Source organism: Actinomadura sp. WAC 06369 (genome assembly GCF_003947565.1).
Classification (GTDB): Bacteria; Actinomycetota; Actinomycetes; order Streptosporangiales; family Streptosporangiaceae; genus Spirillospora; species Spirillospora rifamycini.
Genome location: NZ_QHJN01000058.1, coordinates 1 through 14,884 on the forward strand (window position 1 = coordinate 1; position 14,884 = coordinate 14,884).

12 protein-coding genes are annotated in these 14,884 nt (G+C 73.5%); 6 read left to right on the forward strand and 6 right to left on the reverse strand.

Features of this window, described 5'->3' with window-relative positions:
• The first annotated feature begins 187 nt into the window (after window positions 1–187).
• Window positions 188–1,813: an acyl-CoA dehydrogenase family protein gene (locus DMH08_RS17600; protein ID WP_233617658.1), complete on the forward strand. Its 1,626-nt coding sequence runs from the start codon at window positions 188–190 to the stop codon at window positions 1,811–1,813.
• 110 nt (window positions 1,814–1,923) lie between these two features.
• Here the strand turns inward: DMH08_RS17600 and DMH08_RS17605 are convergent, their stop codons facing one another.
• Window positions 1,924–2,619 (reverse strand): response regulator transcription factor, encoded by a 696-nt coding sequence (locus DMH08_RS17605; protein ID WP_026400491.1) that lies wholly within the window; start codon window positions 2,617–2,619, stop codon window positions 1,924–1,926.
• Window positions 2,616–3,842, reverse strand: coding sequence for a sensor histidine kinase (locus tag DMH08_RS17610; RefSeq protein WP_125615900.1), 1,227 nt, complete (start codon window positions 3,840–3,842; stop codon window positions 2,616–2,618). The genes DMH08_RS17605 and DMH08_RS17610 overlap by 4 nt, the downstream gene beginning before the upstream one ends.
• Window positions 3,843–4,081: 239 nt before the next feature.
• Here DMH08_RS17610 and DMH08_RS17615 point away from each other — a divergent pair, with 239 nt between their 5' ends.
• On the forward strand, window positions 4,082–6,262 hold the full coding sequence (locus DMH08_RS17615) for an MMPL family transporter (protein ID WP_125615903.1): 2,181 nt from the start codon (window positions 4,082–4,084) through the stop codon (window positions 6,260–6,262).
• 234 nt (window positions 6,263–6,496) lie between these two features.
• Window positions 6,497–7,669: an epoxide hydrolase family protein gene (locus DMH08_RS17625; RefSeq protein ID WP_125615906.1), complete on the forward strand. Its 1,173-nt coding sequence runs from the start codon at window positions 6,497–6,499 to the stop codon at window positions 7,667–7,669.
• Here the strand turns inward: DMH08_RS17625 and DMH08_RS17630 are convergent, their stop codons facing one another.
• The 3 genes from DMH08_RS17630 to DMH08_RS17640 are packed head-to-tail and all read right to left on the reverse strand — an operon-like array spanning window position 7,670 to window position 10,877.
• The gene (locus DMH08_RS17630; RefSeq protein WP_125615909.1) at window positions 7,670–8,866 is read right to left on the reverse strand and encodes a ferritin-like domain-containing protein; all 1,197 of its coding nucleotides are present in this window, start codon (window positions 8,864–8,866) and stop codon (window positions 7,670–7,672) included.
• Window positions 8,863–9,711, reverse strand: a complete 849-nt coding sequence (locus DMH08_RS17635) for a phosphate/phosphite/phosphonate ABC transporter substrate-binding protein (RefSeq protein WP_199747860.1) — start codon at window positions 9,709–9,711, stop codon at window positions 8,863–8,865. Before DMH08_RS17635 ends, DMH08_RS17630 begins: the two co-directional genes overlap by 4 nt.
• Window positions 9,702–10,877 carry an acyl-CoA dehydrogenase family protein gene (locus DMH08_RS17640; RefSeq protein ID WP_233617659.1) on the reverse strand — a complete coding sequence of 392 codons (1,176 nt, stop codon included), beginning with the start codon at window positions 10,875–10,877 and terminating at the stop codon, window positions 9,702–9,704. The genes DMH08_RS17635 and DMH08_RS17640 overlap by 10 nt, the downstream gene beginning before the upstream one ends.
• A 128-nt stretch (window positions 10,878–11,005) precedes the next feature.
• Here DMH08_RS17640 and DMH08_RS17645 point away from each other — a divergent pair, with 128 nt between their 5' ends.
• From DMH08_RS17645 to glgX, 3 genes are all read left to right on the forward strand, one after another.
• Window positions 11,006–11,554, forward strand: coding sequence for a DUF4262 domain-containing protein (locus DMH08_RS17645; protein ID WP_026400497.1), 549 nt, complete (start codon window positions 11,006–11,008; stop codon window positions 11,552–11,554).
• Window positions 11,555–11,585: 31 nt separating this feature from the next.
• A complete protein-coding gene (locus DMH08_RS17650) occupies window positions 11,586–12,185 on the forward strand; it encodes a GNAT family N-acetyltransferase (protein ID WP_125615912.1) in 600 nt (199 codons plus the stop codon).
• 112 nt (window positions 12,186–12,297) lie between these two features.
• Complete coding sequence (gene glgX, locus DMH08_RS17655) at window positions 12,298–14,388, forward strand: glycogen debranching protein GlgX (protein WP_125615915.1); 2,091 nt, start codon at window positions 12,298–12,300, stop codon at window positions 14,386–14,388.
• A gap of 13 nt (window positions 14,389–14,401) precedes the next feature.
• Here the strand turns inward: glgX and DMH08_RS17660 are convergent, their stop codons facing one another.
• Complete coding sequence (locus tag DMH08_RS17660; protein WP_125615918.1) at window positions 14,402–14,803, reverse strand: hypothetical protein; 402 nt, start codon at window positions 14,801–14,803, stop codon at window positions 14,402–14,404.
• Window positions 14,804–14,884 lie beyond the last annotated feature (81 nt).

Here is a 14,884-nt window from a genome sequence, read left to right on the forward strand (position 1 = left end):
GATCCCGGCTGCGGGGTGGACTGACTCATGGTTCCGAAGGTATGCCCCAGCGGCCTCCGTACAATCCGCCGCGCGGACGAGATGCCCCACCACTTGAGGAGGATGCCCCGCGCGGGGCCCTCCTGACATGATCATCAACCGCCGAACACCGTTCGGTAGGGTGGGCTCGCAGGGAGGGAGCAGTGCCGTGACCCACGAGGTGTTCAACCAGGTCCCGCCGCTCGCGGGGCACGACGTCGCCGACGAGGCGGCGCTGCTGGACGGCTTGGCGCGCGAGGGCGCCGGCTGGGCGGTCGACGAGGTGCGCGAGCTGGGCCGGCTGGCGGGCACCGAGCACGCGCAGGAGCAGGGCCGGCTCGCGAACGAGCACCCGCCCGTCCTGCGCACCCACGACCGGTACGGGCACCGCATCGACGAGGTCGAGTTCCACCCGGCCTGGCACGAGCTGATGACCGTGGCCGTCACGCACGGCCTGCACGGCGCCGCCTGGACGGACGGGCGCGCGGGCGCCCACGTCGCGCGGGCCGCGAAGTTCTACGTGTGGCGGGTCGACGCGGGCCACGGCTGCCCGATCTCGATGACGTACGCGTCCGTCCCGGCGCTGCGCCGGGAACCGGAGCTGGCCGCGCGGTACGAGCCGCTGCTCGCCGCGACGGAGTACGACTACGGGCTGCGCGCCCCGCTGACCAAGCGCGCACTCCTCGCGGGCATGTCGATGACCGAGAAGCAGGGCGGTTCGGACGTCCGCGCCAACACCACCCGCGCGACGCCGCGGCCCGACGGCACGTACCGCCTCGTCGGGCACAAGTGGTTCACGAGCGCGCCGATGTGCGACGTGTTCCTCACGCTGGCGCAGGCCCCGGGCGGCCTCACGTGCTTCCTCGTGCCGCGCGTCCTGCCGGACGGCACGCGGAACCCGCTGCGGCTGATGCGGCTCAAGGACAAGCTCGGCAACCGGTCCAACGCCTCCTCGGAGATCGAGTACGACGACGCCGTCGCGTGGCGCGTCGGGGACGAGGGGCGCGGCGTCCGCACCATCATCGAGATGGTGAACATGACCCGGCTGGACTGCGTGATCGGCGCGGCGGCCGGGATGCGGCACGGGGCGACGACGGCCGCGCACCACGCCGCGCACCGCGCCGCGTTCGGCCGCCCCCTGATCGACCAGCCGCTGATGCGCAACGTCCTGGCCGACCTCGCGATCGAGTCCGAGGCCGCCACGACCCTGATGCTGCGGCTCGCCGGGGCGACCGACCGGTCGGTGCGCGGCGACGAGGGCGAGGCGGCGGTCAAGCGGCTCGGCCTCGCGGTCGGCAAGTACTGGGTGTGCAAGCGCTGGCCCGCCCACGCCGCCGAGGCCCTGGAGTGCCTGGGCGGCAACGGCTACGTCGAAGAATCCGGAATGCCGCGCCTTTTCCGCGAATCTCCCCTCAACGGCATCTGGGAGGGCTCCGGCAACGTCGCGGCGCTCGATCTCCTCCGCGCCATTCTCCGCGAGCCGCACACGCTGGACGCGTTCTTCGACGAGGTCGGCCTCGCCGCCGGCGCCGACCGCCGCCTCGACGCCGCCGTCAAGGAGACGAAGGACGCCTTCGCCGACGCCGCGACGCTCGAATTCCGCGCCCGCCGCGTCGCCGAGCGCCTGGCCCTCGTGTTCCAGGCGTCCCTGCTGGTCAGGCACGGCCACCCGGCCGTGGCCGACGCCTTCTGCGCGTCCCGCCTCGCCGGCGACCGGGGCACCGCCTTCGGCACCCTCCCCCCGGGCCTCGACCTAGCCCCGATCATCGACCGCGCGGTGCCGAAGATCGACTGACCCCCGCTGAGTTCGGCGAAGGCGGCCCAACGTGTCAGACCGGGGGCGATGCGGGGACGACGGTCATCTGCGGCCGGGCCGGCCGAGCGTGCTGGGCGTCGTGCCGCGGGTCACACGTCGGGGGCGACCAGTCCCGTCTGGTAGGCGATGACGACCAGTTGGGCTCGGTCGCGTGCCCCGAGCTTCGCCATCGCGCGGCTGACGTGGGTGCGCGCGGTGGCCGGACTGATGACCAGTTCGGCGCCGATCTCCTGGTTGCTCAGGCCCCGTCCGATCAGCGTCAGCACCTGCCGTTCGCGGTCGGTGAGGAGCGCGAGGCGGTCCTCCGCCGCCTCGACGGCGGCGCGTCGGGCCGTGAACTGGCCGATGAGGCGTCTGGTGATCCGCGGTGCGAGCAGCGCTTCTCCCGCCGCGATCACTCGGACGGCGTGCAGGAGTTCGGCCGGTCCGGCGTCCTTGAGGAGAAAGCCGCTCGCCCCGGCCTGCAGAGCCTCGAAGACGTTGGCGTCGGTGTCGTAGGTGGTGAGGATGAGGATCCGAACGTCGTCGAGCCCGCGCATCCCGGTGATCTGGGCCGTGGCCCGGATCCCGTCGAGTCGCGGCATGCGGATGTCCATGAGGACGACGTCGGGGCGGGTGGCGCGGGCCAGTTCGACGGCTCGGGCGCCGTCGGCGGCCTCCGCGACCACGGTGATGTCGTCCTCGACGTCGATGAGCAGCCTGAACCCCGATCGCACAAGCCCTTCGTCGTCGGCGATCAGCACCTTGATCGGGTCGGTGGGCGGCGACGCGGAGAACGCGTTCACCGCCGCGGTCCCGTCGGCGCGAGGGGCAACCGGGCCGTCACCCGGAACCCTCCGCCCGGCGTGGGCTCGGCCTCGAACTCGCCGCCGAGCAGGCGGCAGCGCTCGCGCATGCCGAGGATTCCCCGGCCCGGCTGGGCCGGGCCGTTCGCGCCGCCGGACGGGCGGTCCGCGGCGTCGTCCCAGGATCCGGTCCTGCGGCCCTCATCGGTCACGCGGATCTCCAGAAGGTCGGCTCCCGGATTCAGTGCGACCGTCACCCGGGTGGGGCCGACGTGCCGGATCACATTGGTGATCGACTCTTGCAGGATCCGGTAGGCGGCACTGTCCACGGTGCCGGGCAGCGGCGCCGCGGGCGGGGCCATCTCGACGGTGACGTCCAAACCGGCTTCGCGCGCCTTGGCCGCGAGTTCGCCGACCTGTTCCAGACCGGGGTTGGGTGTGCGGCCGCCGTCCTCGTCACGGAGCACGCCGAGGATGGCCCGCATCTCCTGCAGTGCCCGGGAACTGGTCTGCTCGATGGCCCGCAACGCGTCGCGCGCCCGTTCCGGCCGCTTGTCGAGCACGTGGGCGGTGACCCCGGACTGCACGTTGATGACGGCGATCGCGTGCGCGACGGTGTCGTGGACCTCGCGGGCGATGCGGAGCCGCTCGGCGTCGACCCGCGCGCGTGCCACCTCCTCGCGGGTCCGTTCGGCCAGTTCGGCGCGCGCCTGGGCTTCGGCCGCGATCACCCGGCGCGACCGTACGGACTCGCCGAGAGCCGCGCTCATGATGGACGCGCCGATGCGGAAGAACACCCAGCCGATGGCGGCGCGCGGCTCGATGTCGGCCGCGGTGTACAGCCATACGGCGGTCAGCACGGCGATACCCGCCCCTGCGGTCACCAGGGAGCGGCGGCCGTCACCGTAGGCCGTGAGGGTGTACAGGGAGACGAAGAGCCCGAGCCAGCCGGGCCCGTCCGGGAAGTCGAGCGCGTAGTAGGCGAGGCTGGCGAGAGCGGCGGTGGCGAACACCGGCGCCGGCCACCGGCGGCGGACGGCCACGGCCAGCCCGCTCACCATCAGCAGCGCGTACCCGAGGTTTCCCAGGTCGGTGAGCGGGCGCGTGGCTCCTTCGTGGACGCGGGTGACCGTTCCCTGAACCTGCATCACGGTCACGAAGAGCGCGAGCAGCGTGTCGTGCGTGACCACACGCAAGGAGAACGACCCGGTGCGGCGTTCCATGTCGGGATCCTACTGAGATGTCGCGCGGGCGCCGCTGCGCTCAGATGCGCGACTCCATACTCCGGCGGGCGTAGCGCGGTCCGACCGCCGTACGTCCGATCGCGCACATGCCGCCGTCCGCTGACCGACGCGACGGCTGCCCCGGCGGCGCGACGATCGCCGCCATGAGCGATCAACCGTCCCCAAGCCGCATCCGGTCCTCGGATCCCACGGAGCCGGAGGAAGGACCGGAGAACACGATGACGGCGGCCGAGACTCCCCGAACGGACGGCGGTCTCGCGGCGCTGGCCCGGTTCTGCTTTCGGCGCCGCCGCCTGGTTCTTCTCGTCTGGGTCGCCGGCGTCATCGCCGTGGCGTTCGCCGGCTTCGGCTACGGCGCCGCCCCCGACAACGATTTCTCCGGGGGAGACTCGCAGTCGGCCAAGGCGCAGAAGCTGATCGAGAAGCACTTCCCGGAGCGGCAAGGGGACACGCTGACCCTCGCGATCAAGGCCGAGAAGGGGATCGACGATCCCGCCGCCCGGCAGAAGATCGACGGGATCATCGCGCATCTCGCCGCCTCGCCCGTCACCGGACCCGTGGTCTCCCCGTACCGGGACGAGGACCTGGTGACCGAGGACCGCCGCATCGCCCGCACGACCATCCCGCTGAGCGACCAGGACGTAGAAAAGTCCCAGGTCAAACCCTTGGTCGACGTCGTCAGGGACGCCTCCGGCAACGGCGTCACGATGGGGCTGGGCGGTTACATGGCCGAGAAGGCCGAGACACCGCCGCAGGGTTCGGCCGAAAGCGTCGGCATCGCGGCCGCAGCGGTGATCCTGTTCATCGCCTTCGGGTCACTGGTGGCGATGGGACTGCCGATCGTGACCGCGCTCATGGCGATCGCGGCCGGTCTCGCGCTGACGAAGCTGCTGGGGCACGCGGTCCCCGCACCGGACTTCACCGCGATCTTCGGTGCGATGATCGGCCTCGGCGTCGGCATCGACTACGCCCTGTTCATCGTGACCCGCTACAAGGACGCCCTCCGGGACGGCGACGGACCCGAGGGCGCCGCGGTGAAGGCCATCGCCACCGCCGGCCGCGCGGTGCTGTTCGCCGGCACGACCGTCGTCATCGCGTTGCTGGGCCTGCTCGTCATGGGACAGCGCCTGATGACCGGGGTGGCCGTCGCCACGTCGATCACCGTGCTGATCACCATGATCGCCGCGGTGACGCTGCTCCCCGCCTTCCTCGGCTTCACCGGACACAAGATCAACTCCCTGCGCCTCCCCCGTCGCCCGTCCCGCCGGGACAAGGACGCCGGCGCACCGTCCCGGAAGCGGCGCACGCTCGCCGAGCGCTGGGCCGGCGTGGTGCAGCGCAGGCCGCTGGCCGCCGCCCTCCTCGCCGGCGCGAGCCTGCTGGTGCTGGCCGCACCCACGCTGTCGATGCGGTTGAGCCAGCCCGACGCCAGCGTCCAGCCCCGCGACAGGAGCAGCTACATCTCGCACGAGATCCTCTCCGAAGGCTTCGGCCCCGGCTACGGCGCACCCCTGGTCTTCGTCACCGAAACGGACGCCGAGGACGCCGACCTGCGTCCCGTCGTCGACGCGGTCGGCAAGACCGGCGGCATCGCGCACACCACACCGCCCCGGGCCGGCGAGGACGGGCGGGCCGCCACCTTCATGGCCTTCCCCACGACCGGATACCAGGACGAGGCCACCACCGACCTGGTGCACGAACTGCGCGACGAGGTGCTGCCCCGGACACCCGGCGGCGACCAGGTCCTCGTCGGCGGACCGAATGCCGCCACCATCGACGCCGCCGACGAGGCCGGCTCACGCCTGCCCCTGATGATCGCGGTCGTCATCGCGATGTCCATGGTGCTGCTCACCGCACTGGTCCGGTCGGTCACGATCGCGCTGCAGGCCGCGGTGATGAACCTGCTGTCGATCGGTGCCGCCTACGGCGTGGTGGTCGCGGTCGTGCAGTGGGGATGGCTCGGCCCCGCCCTCGGTTTCCCCGCCGCCATGCCGGTCACAACCTGGGTGCCGATGATGATGTTCCCGGTCCTGTTCGGGCTGTCGATGGACTACCAGGTCTTCCTGATCGCGCGGGTGCGGGAGGAGTACGAGCGGACGGGCGACACCCGTGAGGCCGTCGCCCGGGGACTGGCGCGGACCGCCAAGGTCATCACGGCCGCGGCCGCCATCATGATCGCCGTCTTCACCACCTCCCTGCTCGGCCCCGACCTCGCGGTCAAGCAAGGAGGCTTGGGCATGGCCGTCGCCGTGCTCATCGACGCCACCATCGTCCGGCTCGTCCTCGTCCCCGCCGTGATGGAACTGTTCGGCAAGGGCAACTGGTGGATGCCCGGGCGCGGCGCCGCGCGAAGGAGTCCGGCCTCCTCGACCGAGATCGGGCGAGGGATCCGCGTCTGAGCCCGCCCTCAGCCGCCGGCGTCCGCCTGCGGTGCCCTACGCTGATCTTGTGGTCGCTGCGCGACGACCTCGAGGAGCTGTACGGTGACCCGCTCGGCATCTGGCGCGCGTGGGCCGACGACGTCCGCGGGCACGGCATCGACTCCGGGTGGCCGAAGACGCTCCCGGCGCCGCCGCCCTCGACGGCTTCTTCGCGGCCCGCTGACCGCGTTCCCCCGATGACCAGGAGGTCGCATGCCCCGTCCGACCGGCGATGTGAGAGCGTTCGAGACCCGCGCGAGCGACGCCGACCTCGACGATCTGCGCGCCCGGCTGGCCGCGGCGCGGCTGCCGGAGGCCGAGACGGTCCATCGCGCCGCGCCCGGCCCCCGCCGATGGGACCAGGGCGTCCCCCTGGCCGACCTCGTCGACGTCGTCGACTACTGGCGCACCGGGTACGACTGGCGGTCGTTCGAAGAACTCCTCGGCCGCGTCGGCCAGTTCCGCACGACCATCGATGGTCTGGGGATCCACTTCCTGCACCGCCGGTCCGCCCGCCCCGACGCCGTACCGCTGATCCTGACGCACGGCTGGCCGGACAGCATCGTCCGGTTCATCGATGTGGTGGACGAGCTGGCGGATCCGAAGGACGCGGGCACGCCGGCGTTCCACGTCGTGGTCCCGTCGCTGCCGGGGTTCGGGTACAGCGACAAGCCGGCCTCCACCGGTTGGGGGACCGAGAAGATCGCGGCCGCCTGGGTGGAACTGATGGGAAGGCTCGGCTACGGCAGGTTCGCGGCCCACGGCGGCGACTGGGGAGGCAACATCACCACGGTCCTCGGCGGCCGGTTCCCCGCGCACGTCATCGGCATCCACACGACGTTCGCGGAGGCGCCGCCCGGGTTGCCGACGGACGGGCTGACGGCGGACGAGCGCGCGTGGATCGACGAGACCCGCGATTTCTGGAGCCACCGCGCGGGATACGCGAAGCAGCAGGCGGCCCGGCCGCAGACCATCGGCTACTCGCTCGTCGACTCGCCGGTCGGGCTGCTCGCCTGGATCCTCGACAAGTTCGCCGAGTGGTCGGACACCGAGGACAGCCCGTTCGAGACGATCTCCAAGGACCGCGTTCTCGACGACGTCACCCTCTACTGGCTGACGCGGACCGGCGCATCGGCGGCCCGCATCTACTACGAGAGCCACAACTCGCTCGATCCCGAACTCCGCGTGGACGTCCCGTCGGCGCTCACCATGTACCCCCGCGACGTCGAGAAGTGCCCGCGCCCCTGGGCACAGGAGCGGTACCGGCGGATCGTCCGATGGAACCGCCCCGAGAAGGGCGGGCATTTCCCGTCGCTGGAGGTCCCCGAGTATTTCGTCGAAGACCTGCAGGAGGGGCTCGCGGCGGTGCTCGCCGCCGATCGGTGACTACATGAAGTTGCGGGTGTGGAGGGCGGACAGCTCCGCCGCCTCGTCCGGCGGGAAGCCGAGGCGTTCCAGCCGGTGCCGCCGCCCCTCGTCCATCTCCTCCCGGAGCCGCCGCACCGCGCGGTGACCGGACGCGACCGCGGCGGGCGTCCACTCCCCCGCCGCGAGGACGACGAGCGCGTCGAACACGTCCGCGTTCAGCCCGGCCGTGTCGCGCAGCGCGTCGTGGCGCCGCTCGACGGCGCCGCGCAGCCGGCCGCGCAGCCCCGGGTCGAGCCTCGCGCGGTGCTCCAGGTGGGCGACGCCGAACGCGACGTGCCGCGCCTCGTCCTGCCGGGCCAGCCGGACGGCCGCGCGGGTGACGGGGTCGGGCGCGTGCCGGTCGAGGAACGACAGCAGGTTGAGGAACGCGCCCTCGCCGAGGACCGACAGCAGGAACGAGGCGAGCGAGAAGTCCGGTTCCGCGAGCAGCGTCGCGAGCGACGCGCGGCCGCCCGCCGAGGACGTGCCCATCTCCCCGCCGCGCAGCAGCGCCCGCCGGGTGAACACCTCCACGTGCCGCGCCTCGTCGGCCGCCTGGACGGCCAGCAGCTGCATGACCTCCCGGAAGTGCGGGTGGACGCGGGCGAGCAGCCGCGCCGGGACGACCAGCGCCGCCTGCTCGTTCTCGACCAGGTACGTCATCACCTGGACGACCGCCCGCTCGACCTCGGCCGGGACGTCGAACTCGGCGTCCCACGGGACGGCCGCCGCGGGGTCCCACTGGGCGGACGCGGCGTGCGCGTAGAGGCGGGGGGCGACGTCGGCCCACACGACGTCGCGGTCGGCCAGGTCGCTGCCGAGCGGGGGGCCGCCCGGTTCGACGAGCGCCCCGCGCGCCGCGAGCCCCCAGCGGGGGTCGGGGCGCCGCGCGACGCCGCCGGGCGCCGGTGCGCCCGCCCGCTCGGCGCCCGCCCACCGGTCGAGGTCCGCCCGGCCCCGGACGATCCGGCCCCGGACGGGGGTGGCGGCCGGGTCCTCCGGCGGGGCGAAGCGGTGGCCTTCGGCGCGGCACCAGGCGGCCAGGTGGACGGTCAGGGCCGGGTCGGTGCCCGCGACGGCCAGTTCCTCCCCGGGCGCGAGACCGGACAGGGCGCGCCGGACGAGCAGGTGCGCGCCGCGCTCGAAGCCGAGTCCGCCCAGGTCGAGAGCCCTCACGGGGTGTAGCCGCGCGCGGTCACCCGTCCGTCCGCGTCGTAGAAGCCGGTCTCGTCGACGGCCCGCTCCAGCGCCGCGTAGCCGTCGTCGCGGCCGTCCTCCCACGCCTTGAGCCCTTCGAGGTCGAGCAGCGGGCGGGCGTCCGGGTCGGCGAAGCTCATCGACAGCAGCAGCCCGGCGAACCGCTCCGCGGCCCGCTCCGGCACCGAGTCGGACACCGTGAGGTTGCAGTGGTCGTAGGGCGGGGTCTGCGCGAGCACCCGGGTGCCTCCGGGCGGCAGGACGCCCTCGGTGCCGAACAGGAGGTGGTTCGCGTCGACCATGCAGGCGGCGGCGACCTCCCCGGACGCCAGCGCCCGCGCCGCGTCCCGCTCCCCGCCGATGTCGTCGCCGTGCAGGCCCGCGCCGGTGTCGAACCGGCGGACGTCGACGTCCGCCCCCGGGATCAGGCCGTGCGCCCGCAGGTGCGACAGCGGCAGCAGCGTGGCCTGCGGCGAGTCGGCGGCGCCGACCGCGACGGTCTCGCCCCGCAGGTCGGCGACGGACGCGAACGGCGAGCCCTCGCGCACGACGACCACCGAGGTGAGGTCGCGGTCGGTGTCCCGCATGACGAGCGGGCGCACGCGGCGGCCGCGGGCCTCGGCGAGGCGGCGCGCCCGGATCCAGGCGAGCGGCGAGTTCCACGCCGCGTGGATCCGGCCGAGGGCCAGGTCTTCGACCTGCCGCTCGTAGTTCGAGTACAGGACGAAGTCGAACGCGAACCCGCGCGCGGCGAGCCACGCCCGGAACCCGGTCCAGATCGTCACGACCTTCGGGTCGTAGGCGACCGCCCCCATCAGCAGCATCGGGTCTCCTCTCCGAACAGCGGCAGGCCGAGGCCCGCCCGGGCGACGAAGTCGTGCAGCGCCTCGGTCGTCGGCGCCATGACGCGGGAGGCGAGCGCGTCCCGGAAGCGGCGCTCGACGGGCGTGCCGCGGACGAACGCCGACCCGCCGCACAGCCGCAGCACCCCGTCGGCGACCTCCGCGGCCGCCTCCCCCGCGACGGCCTTGACCTGCAGGACCCGCAGCGTCGCGTCCGCGCGTCCGGTGCCGAGCGCGTCGAGGGTGTCGCGCAGGAACGCGCGGGCCCCGTCGACCCGGATGCGGAGCCGGGCGTAGGCGGCGCGGGCCCCGGGGTCGTCCGCGGGGGTCCGCCCGAGGTGCTCGTAGCGGGTGCCGGTCATGCGGTCGCGGGCGGCGTCCATCAGCGCCTCCATGACGCCGAGCGAGAACGCCCCGCCGAGCACGAGGAACGCCGGGAGCGCCGTGCCGAGCGCGATGTCGAGCCCGGCGCCGTCCGCGCCCAGCATCGCGCCGTGCGGGACCCGGACGCCGTCGGCGGTGACCGGGCTCGACGCGTTGCCGCGCAGGCCCAGCCCGTCGAACGGCCCGGCGACGGCCAGACCGGACGCGCCGGACGGCACGTGCCACAGCGTCATCGGGCCCTCCGCGGCCAGCGGGCGGCTCGACCACACGTACCCGTCGGCCTCCCCGGCGGAGGTGACGAAGCTCTTGCGGGCGTCCAGCCGGACGTCCGGGCCCGCGGGGGACGCGGTGCCGAGCGGCGCCCAGAAGTGGCTGCGCGACCCGGTCTCGGAGAACGCGAGGGTGGTGAGGTGCTCGCCCGCGGCGATCGCGCGGCGGACGTCGTCCGGTCCGTGCGCCTCGAGCACCGCGGTCGCCGCGTAGTGCATGAGGACGACCATCGCCGTGGACCCGCACGCCCCGGCGATCCGCTCGACGACCCGGGCGGCGTCCGCGAGGCCGCGCCCCGCGCCGCCCGCCTCCGGGGCGCTCAGCAGGCCGAGGGCGCCCGCGGCGGCGAGCGCCGCCACGCCCTCGCGGGGGAACGCCCCGGACTCGTCCACCGCGGCGGCGTTCGGGGCGACCACCTCGGCGACCGCGGCGTCGATGCCGCGGTCGGGCGCCGCGTCGGCGGCGCGGGGTTCGGGCATGACGGCAGAGGTCACAGGGTGCTCCCACGTGTCGGCGGGCCGCGGCGCATGATCATCGGCGGCCGTAGGGTGCTGTTCCTCCGTGCGCGCGGTTCAAACGGCTCGCCGCCCGCGGCGTCCGCGGGTCGCCGTAAGCTTGCGGCATGTCCGACGGTCCGCCCCCCTGCGCGTGCTTGCTCTGCCACGACTACGGCGACCGCGACCGGCTGGACAACTTCCTCCTCCGCACGATGGTCCACATCACCCAGTACGGGTGGAGCGTCGTGCTGCACCACGCGGACGACATCGGCCCCGGCTGGGCGTACACGATCGGGCTGTGGCACACCCACCGGGTGCCCGAACTGGCCATGTTCGGCGGCGACGTGTACGAGATGGAGGAGTCGCTGGACCTGCTCGGCCGGCGGTCCGCCGAGGGCCGCCCGCCCGCCGACGGCGAGCGCCGCGACGGCGTCGTCCGGGACGGGCCCGCCGGGATCCGCACCGTCGACCACCGCTGGTACGAGCCGCTGCTGCACGGCGCCGTCGCGTTCTACCGGCGGACGCCGCCGCCGTTCCTGCAGGTCCTGTGGCCGAACGCCGACGGCCTGTTCCCCTGGCAGCCCGGCACCGACCTTCCGTTCCGGCGCTCGCAGCCCTGGCTGTGGCTGTCCCCCGGCCAGCACTCCCCCGGCGTGTGGACCCGACGGCTCTGAGCGGGCACGGGGCGTGACGTAGGATCGCCGGGTGTACGGGCCGATCGCGGAGACCATCCGGACGCAGCGGCTCGTGCTGGAGCCGCCGGCGCCGCACCACGCCGACGAGATGGCCCCCGTCCTGGACGACCGCCGCCTGCACCGCTACATCGGCGGCGAGCCCCCGACCCGCGACGAGCTCCGCGACCGCTATGCGCGGCTGGCCGCCGGCCCGGCCCCGTTCCACCAGGAGTACTGGCTGTACTGGATCGTCCGCCGCGTCCGCGACGGCCGCGCCGTCGGCTACGTCCAGGCGACGGTGCGTCCGGCGCCGGGCCGCTACACCGTCGCGCCGTCCGCCTCGGGCTCGACGGTCACCCCGGCGCCGCCCGCCACGGTCGCGTCGGTCGCGTGGGTGATCGGCATGCCCTACCAGGGGTTCGGGTTCGCGACCGAGGCCGCCCGCGCCCTGCTCGGCTGGCTCCGCGACCGCGGCGTCGACGAGGTCGTCGCGCTGATCCACCCCGCGAACCGGCCGTCCGCCGCCGTCGCCGCCCGGCTCGGCCTGCATCCCACCGCCGAGACCGCCGACGACGAAACCGTCTGGCGCCTGCCCGCCGACGGCGCCGCCGGTACGGACACGCCGGGATGACACTCTGATATCGGGCGGTGGCGGGCGGGGCGGACACGGGTAGGTCAGAATCGGCTGCGCGGTGGCGCGCGGGACGAGACGGCCGGGACGAGACGGCGGGGAGTGGGAGAGCATGCTGGAGGTCTGGCCCGGGGATCCGTACCCGCTGGGCGCCACCTGGGACGGCACGGGCACCAACTTCGCACTGTTCTCGGAGGTGGCGCGGCGGGTCGAGCTGTGCCTGTTCGACGAGCGGGGCCGCGAGACGCGGTACGAGCTGCCCGAGGTGGACGGGTTCGTCTGGCACGGGTACCTGCCGGGCGTCGGCCCCGGACGCCGGTACGGGTACCGGGTGCACGGGCCGTTCGACCCGCGCGAGGGGCACCGCTGCAACCCGGCGAAGCTGCTGCTGGACCCGTACGGGAAGGCCGTCGAGGGCAACGTGCGGTGGCACGAGTCGCTGTTCTCGTACCGCTTCACCGACCCGGACGTCCTCAACGAGGACGACAGCGCCCCCTACATGCCGAAGAACGTGGTGGTGAACCCGTTCTTCGACTGGGGCGACGACCGGCCGCCGCGCGTCCCGTACCACGAGAGCGTCATCTACGAGGCGCACGTCAAGGGCCTGACGCGGCTGCACCCGGGGGTCCCGGAGGAGCAGCGCGGGACGTACGCGGGGCTGGCGCACCCGGTGATGATCGACCATCTGCTCGACCTCGGCGTGACGGCCGTCGAGCTGATGCCGGTGCACCAGTCGGTGCCCGAGCACGCGCTGGTCGCGCGGGGCCTCGACAACTACTGGGGCTACAACACGATCGGGTTCCTCGCGCCGCACAACTCCTACAGCTCGTCCGGGCAGCACGGCGAGCAGGTGCTGGAGTTCAAGGCGATGGTCCGCGCCCTGCACGAGGCGGGCATCGAGGTGATCCTGGACGTCGTCTACAACCACACCGCCGAGGGCGACCACCTGGGGCCCACGCTGTCGTTCCGCGGGATCGACAACGCGTCCTACTACCGGCTGCGCGACGACGACAAGCGCTACCACCTCGACTACACCGGCTGCGGGAACTCGCTGAACGTGCGGAGCCCGCACGCCCTGCAGCTCATCATGGACTCGCTGCGGTACTGGATCCTGGACATGCACGTGGACGGGTTCCGCTTCGACCTCGCGTCCGCGCTGGCCCGCGAGCTGCACGACGTCGACCGGCTCGCCGCGTTCTTCGACCTCGTCCAGCAGGACCCGGTCGTCTCGCAAGTGAAGCTGATCGCCGAACCGTGGGACGTGGGCGAGGGCGGCTACCAGGTGGGGAACTTCCCGCCGCTGTGGACCGAGTGGAACGGCAAGTACCGCGACACCGTCCGCGACTTCTGGCGCGGCTCGTACGCGACGATGCCGGAGTTCGCGTCCCGGCTGACCGGTTCGTCCGACCTGTACGAGCACAGCGCGCGGCGCCCGTTCGCGTCCATCAACTTCGTGACGTGCCACGACGGGTTCACGCTGCACGACCTCGTCTCGTACGACCACAAGCACAACGAGGCGAACGGCGAGGACAACCGGGACGGCACCGACGACAACCGCTCGTGGAACTGCGGGCACGAGGGGCCCGCGCGGGACCCGGCCGTCCGGCGGCTGCGGGCCCGGCAGAAGCGCAACTTCCTGGCCACGCTGTTCCTGTCGCAGGGCGTGCCGATGCTGTCGCACGGCGACGAGCTGGGCCGCACCCAGCGGGGCAACAACAACGCCTACTGCCAGGACAACGAGCTCGCGTGGGTGCACTGGGACGACGCCGAGGACGTCGCGTTCGTCCGGTCCCTGTCGCGCCTGCGCCGCGACCACCCGGTGTTCCGGCGCCGCCGGTTCTTCACCGGGACCGGGACGGGCGCCGCCGCCGACATCGCCTGGCTCACCCCCGCCGGGGAGATCATGACCGACCAGGACTGGAACGTCGGGTTCGCGAAGTGCCTCGGGGTGTTCCTCAACGGCGACGCCATCACCGAACCCGACCGGCGCGGGCGCCGGGTCCGGGACGACTCGTTCCTCCTGCTGATCAACGCCGGTCCCGACCCGCAGGAGTTCACCCTCCCGAGGGCCGAGTACGGCGAACGGTGGGCCCCCACGCTGGACACCGCCGAGCCCGGCGGGGTCGGGCAGCGTCCGCTCGCCAAGGCCCGCGCGACCCTGAAGATCGCCGACCGGTCCCTGTCGGTGCTGCGGCGCGTCTAGCCGGGGCGCGGGGTCAGGGCGCGGCGGTCACCTCCATCGCGGTCAGGAACACCAGGACGACCGTCGCGACGGCCACCGCGCCGTGCACGGCCACGGCCGCCGCCGGGAACGCCTGCTCCGCGCCGCGCGCGTGCCTGCCCCGGCCGACGAGCCAGCGGGTGAACAGCAGGAAGCCCTGCATGACAACGACGATGAGCGCGGCGAACGCCCACCAGGCGTAGACCGGGTCCCCGGTGGCCAGGTGCCCGATCCAGAGCGCGAGGCCGCCTCCGGCGGCCAGCGGATGCCCCGCGACGACGAGTCGCGGGAAGCGCGTCACCTTGGTCGCGAGCCCCCCGTTCGCGAACCACGTGATCAGTAGGTACCCGCCCGCGAGTGCGGCGAGGACCCATGCTGCGAGCGCGGCGAACTCCACCCCCTGCTCCTTTCTGAGATTCTCATGTCCCCGACGGCAGTGTCGCCCCCGCATGACGCGGAAATGAGGAATTCGCACAGA

What these genes read in the sequence shown, in the direction of transcription:
- DMH08_RS17610 (WP_125615900.1), bottom strand. Translation starts at nt 3,842, where the DNA reads ATGGAACGCCGCACCGGGTCGTTCTCCTTGCGTGTGGTCACGCACGAC.
- DMH08_RS17615 (WP_125615903.1), top strand. Translation starts at nt 4,082, where the DNA reads ATGACGGCGGCCGAGACTCCCCGAACGGACGGCGGTCTCGCGGCGCTG.
- DMH08_RS17625 (WP_125615906.1), top strand. Translation starts at nt 6,497, where the DNA reads ATGCCCCGTCCGACCGGCGATGTGAGAGCGTTCGAGACCCGCGCGAGC.
- DMH08_RS17635 (WP_199747860.1), bottom strand. Translation starts at nt 9,711, where the DNA reads ATGCTGCTGATGGGGGCGGTCGCCTACGACCCGAAGGTCGTGACGATC.
- DMH08_RS17645 (WP_026400497.1), top strand. Translation starts at nt 11,006, where the DNA reads ATGTCCGACGGTCCGCCCCCCTGCGCGTGCTTGCTCTGCCACGACTAC.
- glgX (WP_125615915.1), top strand. Translation starts at nt 12,298, where the DNA reads ATGCTGGAGGTCTGGCCCGGGGATCCGTACCCGCTGGGCGCCACCTGG.